Here is a 12,566-nt window from a genome sequence, read left to right as displayed (position 1 = left end):
CGTCAAGCGCCAAGGACCCAACGGCTTCCCGCCCACCCTCATCCTGACAGACTTCCAAGACACAGGGACCCATACGCACTCAAGTAGTCGTGGCGCGAACTGGTCATGGCTAGTCTTCGCCAAACCAAAAGTCGTGGTTATGGGTCCCGGCCTTGGCCGGGACGACAGTTGTATTTGTGATACGCGTTAACCGCCCCTTACGTCGGCGACACCACGCTCTTCAGCGGCGCGGCCTGCGGCGTAGCTCCACCGGTCAGCCTGGCCTTTTCCGTGTTGGGCCAGAGCAGGAGCAGCCCGAGCGCACCGGAGCCGACCATGATCGCAGCGTTGATGGTGAAGCCGGTCATGTAGCCGTCGAGCATGCTGCCGGCGCGCTGGATCACGCTGCCCATCACCAGCGGCGCGATGATGCCCGAAAGCGTATAGAGCGCGCCGTAGATCGCGAGAACCGCGCCGCGCTGCGACGTCGGCGTGAACTCGCCGAGCATGGGTGGGCAGACGACGTAGATCGCGCCGCACAGGCCCGAGCCGACCACGAGCAGGGCGATCTGGAGGCCCGCGCCTTGGACATGCGGCATCATCGCGAGGATCAGGCCGCCGACGATCAGCGGCACCGAGCCGAGCACGCCGCGGGAGATCCGCGACGTGTAGCCGCGTGCCAGCATCACCTGCGAGATCCAGCCGGTGAGAATGACGATGGTCGCCCCGAACACCCAGGGAAGGATCGACACGAAGCCCGCCTGAGACTGCGAGAAGCCGAGGCCCTTGACGATGAAGGGCGTGAACCAGGTGAGCCCGAGCGACAGCGCCCAATAGGCGCCGAAGGTCGCGGTCACGCAGCCGATGAAGGTGCGCGATGTCAGGAGCTGGAGATAGGGTATTTTCGGTTCGACCACGGCCGATGCGTGGGTGTCCAGCGGGCCTTCCTTGCCGAGCGCGAGCCAGGCCGCGACCCAGATCAGGCCGACGATTCCAAGCGCACCGAACGCATAGTGCCAGGAATGGTTGACGATGATCCAGTTCAGCGCCGGCACCGCCAGGATCACGCCAAAGGCCGAACCCTGCGACAGGATCGCGGTCGGCATCGTGCGCTTCTCGTCGGGGAACCATTTGTAGACCGCGTGCATCGCCACCGAGGCCGCCGGGCCTTCGCCCGCGCCGAGCACGATGCGGCAGATCAGGAGCGTGGTGAAAGAGACGGTGCCGACCATCGGAAACTGCGTCAGCGCCCAGATCACCGCGAGGGTCAACAGCACCCAGCGGGTCGGTACCTTGTTGACGATGAAGCCGACCACGATGGCCGAGATCGAGAACAGGAAGAAGAACGACGAGCCGAGCAGGCCGAACTGCTCGGGCTCGAGCTTCAGCTCGGTCATGATCGGAACGCCCGCAAGACCAACGACGATCTTGTCGGCGAAGTTCACCAGCATGAAAAGAAACAGGAGAAACGTGACGGTCCAGGCACCCTTTGGTGTTTCCCTGGGCGTTCCCGTGGATGTCCCCGTGATCTTGCCCGCCGCGGACTGCGTTGCCTGAGCGCTCATCGTTCTCCCCGTCGTCCCTTTTTGGCACTTTTTTGATGTGGTCCTCTTAGGAGCTAACAACGGCTTCAATAGCAACGCAACCCGGCATTTCCGCAGCAAGTGTGCTACGCAGCAATTCCGCTAATTCCGTCCGGCGCCATTCATCGTGCTGAGCATCCGAAACCTCTCCAAGACGTTCTCTTCGGCCGGTGAGCCGGTCCATGTCCTGCGCGGCGTCGATCTCGACCTCAAGGCCGGCGAACGCGTCGCACTGACCGGCGAATCTGGCAGCGGCAAGAGCACGCTGTTGCACCTGATCGCAGGGCTCGATGACGCTGATGGCGGCACGATCCGACTGGAAGACACCGAAATCACCAAGCTGTCTGATGCGGGCCGCGCGGGCCTGCGGCGCGACCGGATCGGCCTGGTGTTTCAACAGTACAATTTGATCCCGAGCCTGTCGGTCGGGGATAACCTGGTGTTTCAGGCGCGGATCGCGGGCCGATACGACGCAGCCTGGTATAAAGAGCTGATCGAACGCCTCGGGCTTGGCGGCCTGCTCAAGCGTTATCCAGAACAATTATCGGGCGGACAGCAGCAACGGGTCGCGATCGGCCGAGCGCTGGCGACAAAGCCGTCATTGCTGCTGGCGGACGAGCCGACCGGCAATCTCGACGAGGCCACCGCGGAGGATGTGCTGGCCCTGACGCGCGACCTCGTCACGCGCACCGGCTGCGGCTTTCTGATGGTGACGCACAGCCTGCATCTGGCCGCGACACTCGATCGCCACGTCAATCTGCATGTCGGGCGGATCGCATGAGGCGCGCGCTCTGGGTCCTCGCGGTGCTGCTCAGCCATTGGCGGCGCCACAAGATGCAGTTCGCGACGCTCCTGATCGGGCTGATCGCGGCGACCGCGCTGTGGAGCGGCGTGCAGGCGATCAACCAGCAGGCCCGCAACGCCTATGACCGCGCCGCGGCAACCTTCGGCGGCGCGCGGACGCCGATGCTGGTCGCGCCTGATGCCGCGACCTTTCCGCAGGAGCTGTTCGTCAAGCTGCGCCGCGCCGGCTGGCCAGTCTCGCCGATGCTGGAGGGACGGGTCCAGGTCAACGGCCGTTCGGTCCGGCTGCTCGGCATCGAGCCGGTGACGCTGCCTGTCGACGTCGGCAATGCACCTCGGCTCGGCGCCGCCGATCTAAGCAGCTTCGTCGCGCCGCCGGGCCAGACGCTGGTGGCGAAGGAAACCCTGATCGACTTGCAGGAGCAGGAGGGTGCGGCACCAGCGATCAGCAACGGGGCAAAACTGCCGCCGCTGCGCGTGCTGCCGCAGCTCGTGCCCGACGTGCTCGTGGTCGATATCGGCGTGGCGCAGCGGCTGCTGAGCAAGCCGAACCAGATCTCGCGGCTTCTGATCGGCAAACCGAAGGGCAAGCCTGCGCCATTGGCGAGCGTCGTCGGCGACCGCTTGCAGCGGGTTGAGCCGGATGCGGAGACTGAGCTGGAGCGCCTCACCGACAGCTTTCACCTCAACCTCACCGCCTTCGGCCTGTTGTCGTTCTTCGTCGGCCTCTTCATCGTCAATTCTGCCGTCGGTCTCGCCTTCGAGCAGCGGCTGCCGATGCTGCGCACGCTACGTGCCTGCGGTGCCTCGGCGCGACTGGTCAACACCGTGTTGGTGGTCGAGCTCGTGGCACTTGCGCTGGTCGCAGGCCTGATCGGGCTTGCCTGCGGCTATTTCATTGCGGCCGCGCTCTTGCCGGACGTCGCAGCATCCCTGCGTGGACTCTATGGCGCGCAGATCCCGGGGCAGCTCAGCCTGCGACCTGAATGGTGGCTCGCCGGCATCGGCATCAGCATTGCCGGCGCGCTTGTTGCCGCGGCGACCAGCCTGATCAAGGCGATCAGGATGCCGGTGCTGACGACCGCGCAGCCGCGCGCTTGGCAACAGAGGCAGCGCCGCTGGCTGATCCTGCAAAGCGGAGCTGCCTGCGCCGTGTTCGCGGTCGCGCTGTTGCTGCTCCAGTACGGGCAATCGCTGATCGCGGGCTTTAGCGTGCTGGCGGCGCTGATGCTCGGCGCCGCGTTGATCCTGCCCGCGTTCCTCGAACTCATCCTGCTGGCCGGGCAGCGTTTGGCGCGGAGGCCGCTCGCCCTGTGGTTTTGGGCGGACAGCCGGCAGCAGCTCTCGGGTTTGTCGCTGGCGCTGATGGCGCTGCTGCTCGCGCTCGCCGTCAATGTCGGGGTGTCCACCATGGTGGAAACGTTTAGCCGCACTTTCGTCGGCTGGCTCAACGGGCGGCTCGCAGCCGACGTCTACATCAGCGCCTCCGATAATGCGAAAGGCGTCGCGATCCGCAACTGGCTGAAGGAGCGCCGCGATGTCGAGGCGATCCTGTCGGGCGGACGCGCCGACGCGCAGGTACAGGGGCAGCCGGTGGAATTGCTCGGTCTGCCCGATCATGCGCTTTATCGCGAGCGCTGGCCGCTGCTGGAAGCCGCGCCGCGGGCCTGGACACGGCTCGTGCCCGGCAATGCGGCGTTCATCAGCGAGCAACTGAGCCGCCGCCTCAACGTCCGCGTTGGCGATGTCGTTGAAGTCCCGGCGCCGGGGGCGACCTGGGAGCTCGACATCGTCGGCATCTATGCCGACTACGGCAATCCCAAGGGACAGCTTGCGGTGAACGTCGCGGCACTGATCCGGCAGTTTCCGCAAACGCCGCAGACGCGCATCGGCCTGATCGTTGCGAAGGAGAATATCCCCGGCCTGATCGCGGCGCTGCAGAAGCAGTTTGCGCTCGACGATCGCAGCGTCGCCGACCAGGCGACGGTGAAAGCGGAATCGATCCGGATCTTCAACCGCACCTTCGCGGTGACCTCGGCGCTGAACGCGTTCACGCTCGGCGTCGCCGGGATCGCGCTTCTGACCAGCCTTCTCACGCTGGCGAACTCGCGCCTGCCGCAGCTTGCGCCGCTCTGGGCGATCGGCATCACAAGGCCGCGCCTTGCCGCGATCGAATTGACCAAGACGCTGTCGGTCGCGCTCTTGACGTCTCTGCTGGCGGTGCCGCTCGGGCTGCTGGTGGCGTGGTGCCTGATCGCGATCGTCAACGTGAAGGCGTTCGGCTGGCGCCTGCCATTCCATGTTTTTCCGCTGCAACTGGTCGAGCTGGTCGCGGTCGCGCTGTTCGCCTCATTGCTTGCCGCCCTGCTGCCGATGATCCGGCTGGCCCGGATGCAGCCGGCGAGCCTCGTCAAGGTGTTTGCCAATGAGCGCTGACAGGATCTCGCGGCGCACCTTCGCCGGCGGCATCGCCGCGCTCGCGGCTGTCCGCCGCGCGGGCGCACAAGGCTATGCCGGGCTCGGCGAGACGGCCGATGGCTTTGCGAAGGTAACGCCCGGGAAGACGTTCGTCTTTCCGGACGATCATGGACCGCATCCGGGGTTTCGCATCGAGTGGTGGTATCTCACGGCGAATCTCGTCGATAGCAGCGGCGCGGCGTGCGGCCTGCAATGGACGCTGTTCCGGCAGGCGACACAGCCGGGGCCGCAGGGCGAAGGTTGGGCCAATCAGCAGGTGTGGATGGCGCACGCCGCGGTGACGCGCGCCGACACCCATCGTTTCAGCGAGCTGTTTTCCCGCGGCGGCGTGGGACAGGCCGGCGTCACGGCGAAACCGTTCTCAGCCTGGATCGACGATTGGGCGATGAACGGATCCGAGCGCACCGAGGATCGCACCTTGGCGCCGCTGACGTTGAAAGCCTCGGGCGCCGACTTCGGTTACGCGCTGACGCTGGAGGCCGATCGTCCCGTGGTGCTGGAGGGCGATCGCGGCTACAGCCGCAAGTCGGAGCGCGGACAGGCCTCCTATTATTACAGCCAGCCGTTCTATCGCGCCCGCGGCACGCTCACCATCGACGACAGGCCGGTCGATGTTTCCGGCCAGGCCTGGATGGACCGCGAATGGAGCAGCCAGCCGCTCGACGCCGACCAGACCGGCTGGGACTGGCTGTCGCTGCATCTGTCATCCGGCGACAAGCTGATGCTGTACCGGCTGCGCCAGAAGGACGGCAAGGACTATCCATTCGGCAACTGGATCAGCGCCACAGGCGACACGCACATGATTGCGGGCGACGACATCCAGATGATTCCAACGGCGACGGCTGAGGTGGCCGGGCGCAAGCTGCCGGTGGAGTGGCAGATCGCGATCCCCTCGCGGTCGTTCTCGATCCTCTGCAAGCCGCTCAATCCAAAGGCGTGGATGGGGACCGGTTTTTCCTATTGGGAAGGGCCGATCAGCTTTGCCGGCACGCATCACGGCGTTGGCTATCTCGAGCTGACGGGGTATTGAACCGGGACTTCTTCGAAGGAACTAGCGATGTATCACCTCACCGCCCTCGTCACGCTGCTGGCGATCCTGTTCTACTTCTTCATCACCATCAACGTGTCGCGCGCGCGCACCAGAACCGGCGTCAAGGTGCCAGCAATGTCGGGCCATCCGGATTTCGAGCGCGCGTTCCGAATCCAGATGAACACGCTGGAATGGATGCCGATCTTCCTGCCGTCGCTCTGGCTGTTTGCGATCTACATCAGCGATGCCGGTGCAGCGGCGATCGGCGCGCTCTGGATCGTCGGCCGCATCGTCTACTTCATCGGCTATTCGAAGGCCGCCGCAAAACGCGGCCCGGGATTTTTTATTCAGGGTATCGCGGCCATTGCGCTGTGGGCCGGGGCGCTGGGAGCGGCGGTGCTGCGGCTGGTGTGAGGGGCGGGCTGCGACGACTCTCCCCGCCGTCGTCCTGGCGAAAGCCAGGACCCATAACCACAGGGCGTGGTTATGGGCACGATCGTGGCCACTGCTTGTTTCAACAAGCCGCTATCGGGGTAATGGGTCCTGGCTTTCGCCAGGACGACATAGAGAGACCTACTTCGTCAGCGGGCAGCCGCTCTCCTTGGCAGTGAAGAACGCCTTCTCGCCGGGAACGACCGCGAGCTGCTTGTAATAGTCCCAAGGCTTCTTCGATTCCGAGGGCTTCTTGACCTCGAACAGATACATGTCGTGGACCATGCGACCGTTCTCGAGCACCTTGCCGCCTTGCGCGAAATCGTCGTCGACCGGCAGCTCCTTCAGCTTCTTGGCGACCGCATCCGGATCCTTGGTGCCGGCGGCTTTGACCGCCTTGAGATAGCTCAGCGTCGCCGAATAGGTGCCGGCCTGGATCATGTTCGGCATCCGGCCGGTGCGCTTGAGAAAGCGTTCGCCGAGATGGCGCGTGCGATCGTTGATATCCCAGTAATAGCCCTCGGTCAGCACCAGGCCTTGCGCGGCCTGCAAGCCGAGGCCGTTCACTTCGGCGAGCGTCATCAAGAGGCCCGCGAGCTTCTGGCCACCGGAGACGATGCCGAACTCGGACGCCTGCTTGATCGAATTGGTGGTGTCGAGGCCGGCATTGGCAAGGCCGACGATCTTCGCCTTCGAGCTCTGCGCCTGGAGCAGGAAGGAGGAGAAGTCCGAGGAGTTGAGCGGCACGCGCACCGAACCGAGCACCTTGCCGCCATTGGCGGCGACGATCTCGCTGGTGTCCTTTTCCAGCGCGTAGCCGAAGGCGTAGTCCGCGGTGAGGAAGAACCAGGTGTCGCCGCCGGCCTTGGTCAGCGAGCCGCCGGTGCCGACACCGAGCGCGCGGGTGTCATAGGCCCAGTGGAAACCATAGGGCTGGCAGGCATCGCCGGTGAGGCGCGAGGTCGCAGCGCCGACGACGATGTCGATCTTCTTCTTTTCCTTGGAGAGCTCGTGGATCGCGAGCGCGACCGATGAGGTCGTCAGCTCCGTGATCATGTCGACGTTCTCGACGTCGTACCAGCGGCGCGCGATCGAGGTGGCGAGATCCGGCTTGTTCTGGTGGTCGGCGGTGACCAGCTCGATCTTCTGGCCGAGCACCTCGCCGCCGAAATCCTCGATCGCCATCCTGGCGGCCTCGACGGACCATTTGCCGCCGTAATCGGCGTAGACGCCGGACTGGTCGTTGAGGATGCCGATCTTGACGCCTTGCGCAGAGGCCGGCGCGGTCAGCAGCAAAGCCGAAATTGCGACAGCGGCCAAAAGGGCTGATTTCATGTGTTAGCTCCCAGCAGTTTTCTGTTTTGAAATCGCGCGGATACTAGTGAAGAACCCCGGCGGTGCCCATCCATTTCGGCCTAGGCCGTTAGTATGGAGGTGTGCGTCAAAGAAGCGGTGTCGTCCCGGCGAAGGCCGGGACCCATACTCCCAAAAAGTGGTTGCGACGCGAAGCTGGTAACCACGAGTCTTCGCAAAACTCCGCCCGGTGGCTATGGGTCCCGGCCTTCGCCGGGACGACACTGTGGGCGTTGATGCGCTGGCCGCACCGACTACGATCAGGCCACCGCCCTCGGCTTCCCCTCGTTCTTCCCCTCGGCCAGGTTCCGCACCACCACGTAGAAGATCGGCGTGAACAACAGCCCGAACAGGGTGACGCCGATCATGCCGAAGAATACGGCGACGCCGACGGCCTGCCGCATCTCCGAACCGGAGCCGGACGAGATCACCAGCGGCAGCACGCCGAGGATGAAGGCGAAGGACGTCATCAGGATCGGCCGCAGGCGCAACCGGCAGGCGTCAATCACGGCCTCCAGCCGCGGCTTGCCTTCGTTCTCGATGTCGCGGGCGAACTCGACGATCAGGATCGCGTTCTTTGCCGCCAGCCCCACCAGCACGACGAAACCGATCTGGGTCAGGATGTTGACGTCCTGCCCCATGATGCGCACGCCAATCGTGGCGGCCAGCAGGCACATCGGCACGATCAGGATCACCGCGAACGGCAAGGTCCAGCTGCCATATTGCGCGGCGAGCACGAGATAGACGAACAGCACGCAGATCGGGAACACGTAGAGACCCGCATTGCCGCCCGTGATCTGCTGGTAGGACAGATCGGTCCATTCGAAGCTGAAGCCGCTCGGCAGGGTGTCGTCGGCGAGCTTCTTGATGGCGTTGAGCGCGGTGGTCGAGCTGGTGCCCGGCGCCGGCTCGCCCTGGAGCTCGGATGCTGCATAGAGATTGTAGCGCGCGACGCGGTCAGGGCCGGAAACATCCTTGAAGTCGACCACGCTGCCGAGCATCACCATGTCCCCGGAGGCGTTGCGCGTGCGCAGCCGCGAAAGATCGCTCGGCTCTTTCCGGAACGGGAAGTCGGCCTGTGCGGTGACGTGGTAGGTGCGGCCGAACAGGTTGAAGTCGTTGACATAGGTCGATCCGAAATAGGTCTGGATCGTGTCGTTGATGTTGGCGATGGGCACGCCAAGCTTCTGCGCCTTGGTGCGGTCGATATCGACGAAGAGCTGCGGCGTATTGGCCGAGAATGGCGAGAACACCGTGGGAGCGAGCAGCGAGGGCGATTTACGCGCCGCGGCGACAAGCTCGTCGGTGGCCGCGGCGAGCAGCTCCGGCCCGCGGCCCTGGCGGTCCTGGATGCGGATGGCGAAGCCGCCGCCGGTGCCGATGCCGGGCACGGCCGGAGGCGGAATCACAATGATGAACGCGCCCTGGATTGCAGCGAGCCGCTTGCGCAGCTCGGCCGTGATGGCGTTCGCAGTCAGCCCCTTCTTGATCCGCACCTCGGGCTCGTCGAAAACAGGGAACAGCGCCGCAGCATTGCCGGCTTGCGTGCGCGTTGCGCCGGAAAAGCCCGCGAAAGCGGCAACGCGGACGATACCCGGTGTATCCAGCGAGATCCGTTCGATCTCGCGCACGACCTCGGTGGTGCGCGCCAGCGACGCCGCGCCCGGCAATTGCACGGAGATGATGACGTAACCGCGGTCCTGCGCCGGAATGAAGCCTTGCGACGTGGTCCCGATCAGCCAGCCGGCGCTGCCGATCAGCACGACGTAGATCAGGATCATCACCGCCGAATGCCGGATCACGAAATTGGCGAGGCCGGCGTAGCCATGCGCGAGACGATCGAACACGCGGTTAAACACGCCCGTGAAAGCGTTCCAGCCACGTGCAACAAGATTCCAGCGCGCCGGCGGCCGTTTCTCCTCATGGGGGACAAGGAGAAGCGAGGCCAGCGCCGGCGACAGCGTCAACGAGCAGAAGCAGGAGATTGCGGTCGCAACCGCAATGGTGACGGCGAATTGCTGGAAGAACTGACCGGAAATGCCGCCCAGAAACGCGGTCGGGACGAACACCGCGCAGAGCACCAGCGCGATCGACACCAGTGCGCCGCCGACCTCCTCCATGGTCTTCAGCGCGGCATCGCGCCGGCTCATGCCGTGCTCGAGATGCCGCTCGACATTCTCGACCACCACGATGGCGTCGTCGACAACGATGCCGACGGCGAGAACGAGGCCGAACAGCGTGAGATTGTTGATGGAGAAGCCGAGCGCTGCCATCACCGCGAAGGTGCCGACCAGCGAAACCGGGATCGCGATGATCGGAATGATCGCGGGCCGCCATCCCTGCAGGAACACCAGCACCACGACGACCACGAGCAACATGGCCTCATAGATCGTCTTGATCAGCTCATGGACGGACTGCGCGATGAACTCGGTCGGGTTGTAGCCGATATTGAAGTCGAGGCCTTTCGGAAAGGTCTCCTTCAGCTTCGTCATCGTGTCCGAAATGTGCTTCGCGGTTGCGAGCGCGTTCGATCCAGGCCGCTGCGTCACCAGCATCGCGACCGCCGATTTGCGCAGCAGGAAGCTGTTGGTGGAGTACGCGAGAGCACCGAGCTCGATGCGGGCGACGTCGCGCAGACGCACCGTGCGGCCGTCGGAGCCGGCCTTGATCAGGATGTCCTCGAACTGCTTCTGGTCTTTCAAACGCCCGGTGAAGGTGAGGTTCGGCTGGAAGGCGCGGTCGGCGATCGGCGGTTCGGCGATCTGGCCACCCGCGATCTGCACGTTCTGCGCACGGATCGCGGCGAGCACCTCAGTCGCGGTCAGGCCGAGATTGGCGATCCGGTCGGGATCGAGCCACAACCGCATCGAATAGTCGCGTGCGCCGAAGATCTGGATGTCGCCGACGCCGTCGATCCGCAGCAGCTGATCGCGGACCTGGAGCAGCGCGTAATTCGAGATGTAGAGCTGGTCGAACGTGTCGTCGGGCGACAGCATGAACACGACCATCAGGATGTCGGGCGAGTTCTTGCGCGTGGTGACGCCGTTGCGTTGAACCTCTTCAGGCAAACGCGGCTGCGCGATCGCAACGCGGTTCTGCACCAGCACCTGGGCCTTGTCGAGATCGGTGCCGAGCTTGAAAGTGACGGTGATGGTGAGCTGGCCGTTCGAGGTCGCCTGGCTGTAGAGATACAGCATGTCCTCGACGCCGTTGATCTCCTGCTCGATGGGAGCTGCAACCGTGTCGGACACGGTCTGCGCGGAGGCGCCGGGATACTGCGTGGTCACGACGACCGTCGGCGGCACTACTTGCGGATATTCGGAGACCGGCAACGTGGTATAGGCCAGCGCGCCGACGATCAGCAGCACGATCGACAGCACCATCGCCAGGATGGGCTGGTTGATGGAGAGACGGCCAAGATTCATGATTTGCCACCGGCGGGCGCTGGTGCCGTCTGCGGCGCGACCTTGGCACCGACGCGGGCGCGCTGGATGCCGTTGACGATGACGCGGTCGTCCGCCTTCAATCCCTCGCGGATCACGCGCAGGCCCTCGTCGAGCGGCCCGAGCGTCACGGGACGTGCCTCGACGGTGTCGTCCGGCTTGACCACGAACACGATCTTGCGCGACTGGTCGGTCGCGACCGCGACGTCGGGGATCAGCAGCGCCTCATAGGGCGCGCTGCCGATCAGCCGGATACGGCCGAACTGACCGGGCAGGATCGAGAGATCGGCGTTCTTGACCACGGCGCGGCTGCGTAGCGTGCCGGTGGAGACGTCGAGACGGTTGTCGAGGAAGTTGATGGTGCCCTCATGCGACGGCTTGCTCTCGCCGGCTAGCGTCACCTGCACCGGGTTCGCCGTGTCGCGCGAGCTCGGGCGCTTACCTTCGAACCACAGCTTGCTGTACTTGATGAAGGTCGCCTCATCCATGTCGAAATAGACGTAGATCGGATCGAGCGCGACGATCGAGGTGAGCAGCGTCGAGGAGCCGGTATCGCTACCTTGCACCAGATTGCCGGGGCTGACGAGATGACGGCTGACACGGCCCGTGAGCGGCGCGGTCACATGGGTGAATTCGATGTTGAGCCGCGCGGCCTTCAGCGCGCCTGCGGCCTGCGTCTCCGCGGCGTGCGCGGCCTGCAAGGCCTGGCGCCGCTGGTCGACGGCCTGCTCGGAGACCGCGCTGGTCTGGACCAGGCTCAGGCCACGGTCGAGCTCGCGCTTGGCAAGCTCCACCTTGGCGCGCGCATCGGACAATTGGCCGTCCGCCTGCTCGGCCACCGCCTCGAACGGGCGCGGGTCGATGACGTAGAGCAGATCGCCCTGATGCACGATGGCGCCGTCCTGGAATTCGACGGAGTTGACGAAGCCGCCGACACGCGGGCGGACCTGCACCTCCTCGACGGCCTCGAAGCGGCCGGTGAACTCGTCCCAATCGGTAACGGTGCGCTTGACCGGCTGGGCGACGGTCACCGGCGCCGGCGGGGGAGCGCTCGCTTGCGAGGCCGGCTGGCCGCAACCGGTGAGCACGAACGCCGCGGCGAGAAGGCCGACGATGGCGTAAGGCCGAGGCGAAACGAAATCGTGCGTTTTGACAAATTGCTCGCTTCCGTCCGGTCCAGTCATCCCAGGTCCTCGCATAAAAACCGCGGTAATAGCAGGGTACGCCTGCACCCGCGGGCGCCACAAGATGGGTGGCAATGATGAACTCTTCAAGACCACAGCACGCGCAATGCTCGGAGGAATGCCCTGGCCGGATGACGGGTTGACAGGGCTTCTTCGCTTCTCCCGGCAAGAACGGGGAGAGGCAAGATGAGAGTGCGCCAGCGTCTTCGCACATGACGGGCGGAGCCGGCTCGGCTAGATTACCCCTCATAAAACAAGACGAAGTGTCCGGGGAGGACAG

Annotated in this window: 8 protein-coding genes; 4 read left to right on the top strand and 4 right to left on the bottom strand. The window is 64.8% G+C overall.

All coding sequences use genetic code 11. The features are described from left to right. Positions 1-197: 197 nt before the first annotated feature. Positions 198-1,544, bottom strand: a complete 1,347-nt coding sequence (locus AC0L21_RS33775) for an MFS transporter (RefSeq protein WP_473265975.1) — start codon at positions 1,542-1,544, stop codon at positions 198-200. 145 nt (positions 1,545-1,689) lie between these two features. On the opposite strand from AC0L21_RS33775, the gene AC0L21_RS33770 reads away from it, so the two are divergent. The 4 genes from AC0L21_RS33770 to AC0L21_RS33755 are packed head-to-tail and all read left to right on the top strand — an operon-like array spanning position 1,690 to position 6,288. Further along, positions 1,690-2,343, top strand: coding sequence for an ABC transporter ATP-binding protein (locus AC0L21_RS33770; protein ID WP_473265974.1), 654 nt, complete (start codon positions 1,690-1,692; stop codon positions 2,341-2,343). Next, complete coding sequence (locus tag AC0L21_RS33765; protein WP_473265973.1) at positions 2,340-4,802, top strand: FtsX-like permease family protein; 2,463 nt, start codon at positions 2,340-2,342, stop codon at positions 4,800-4,802. The genes AC0L21_RS33770 and AC0L21_RS33765 overlap by 4 nt, the downstream gene beginning before the upstream one ends. Further along, on the top strand, positions 4,792-5,874 hold the full coding sequence (locus AC0L21_RS33760; protein WP_473265972.1) for a lipocalin-like domain-containing protein: 1,083 nt from the start codon (positions 4,792-4,794) through the stop codon (positions 5,872-5,874). Before AC0L21_RS33765 ends, AC0L21_RS33760 begins: the two co-directional genes overlap by 11 nt. Positions 5,875-5,901: 27 nt before the next feature. Next, positions 5,902-6,288 (top strand): MAPEG family protein, encoded by a 387-nt coding sequence (locus AC0L21_RS33755; protein WP_473265971.1) that lies wholly within the window; start codon positions 5,902-5,904, stop codon positions 6,286-6,288. 159 nt (positions 6,289-6,447) lie between these two features. Here the strand turns inward: AC0L21_RS33755 and AC0L21_RS33750 are convergent, their stop codons facing one another. The 3 genes from AC0L21_RS33750 to AC0L21_RS33740 all read right to left on the bottom strand — a co-directional run bounded on the left by AC0L21_RS33750 (position 6,448) and on the right by AC0L21_RS33740 (position 12,286). After that, positions 6,448-7,641 carry an ABC transporter substrate-binding protein gene (locus AC0L21_RS33750; RefSeq protein WP_473265970.1) on the bottom strand — a complete coding sequence of 398 codons (1,194 nt, stop codon included), beginning with the start codon at positions 7,639-7,641 and terminating at the stop codon, positions 6,448-6,450. A gap of 278 nt (positions 7,642-7,919) precedes the next feature. Next, the gene (locus AC0L21_RS33745; RefSeq protein ID WP_473265969.1) at positions 7,920-11,084 is read right to left on the bottom strand and encodes an efflux RND transporter permease subunit; all 3,165 of its coding nucleotides are present in this window, start codon (positions 11,082-11,084) and stop codon (positions 7,920-7,922) included. Next, on the bottom strand, positions 11,081-12,286 hold the full coding sequence (locus AC0L21_RS33740) for an efflux RND transporter periplasmic adaptor subunit (RefSeq protein ID WP_473265968.1): 1,206 nt from the start codon (positions 12,284-12,286) through the stop codon (positions 11,081-11,083). The genes AC0L21_RS33745 and AC0L21_RS33740 overlap by 4 nt, the downstream gene beginning before the upstream one ends. Positions 12,287-12,566 lie beyond the last annotated feature (280 nt).

This window comes from Bradyrhizobium sp. WSM4873, from assembly GCF_055811355.1.
Note: the sequence above shows the minus strand (reverse complement) of the source record. Positions and strands in the feature narration are given on the sequence as shown.

What these genes read in the sequence shown, in the direction of transcription:
- AC0L21_RS33745 (WP_473265969.1), bottom strand. Translation starts at nt 11,084, where the DNA reads ATGAATCTTGGCCGTCTCTCCATCAACCAGCCCATCCTGGCGATGGTG.
- AC0L21_RS33750 (WP_473265970.1), bottom strand. Translation starts at nt 7,641, where the DNA reads ATGAAATCAGCCCTTTTGGCCGCTGTCGCAATTTCGGCTTTGCTGCTG.
- AC0L21_RS33765 (WP_473265973.1), top strand. Translation starts at nt 2,340, where the DNA reads ATGAGGCGCGCGCTCTGGGTCCTCGCGGTGCTGCTCAGCCATTGGCGG.
- AC0L21_RS33775 (WP_473265975.1), bottom strand. Translation starts at nt 1,544, where the DNA reads ATGAGCGCTCAGGCAACGCAGTCCGCGGCGGGCAAGATCACGGGGACA.
- AC0L21_RS33740 (WP_473265968.1), bottom strand. Translation starts at nt 12,286, where the DNA reads ATGACTGGACCGGACGGAAGCGAGCAATTTGTCAAAACGCACGATTTC.
- AC0L21_RS33755 (WP_473265971.1), top strand. Translation starts at nt 5,902, where the DNA reads ATGTATCACCTCACCGCCCTCGTCACGCTGCTGGCGATCCTGTTCTAC.
- AC0L21_RS33760 (WP_473265972.1), top strand. Translation starts at nt 4,792, where the DNA reads ATGAGCGCTGACAGGATCTCGCGGCGCACCTTCGCCGGCGGCATCGCC.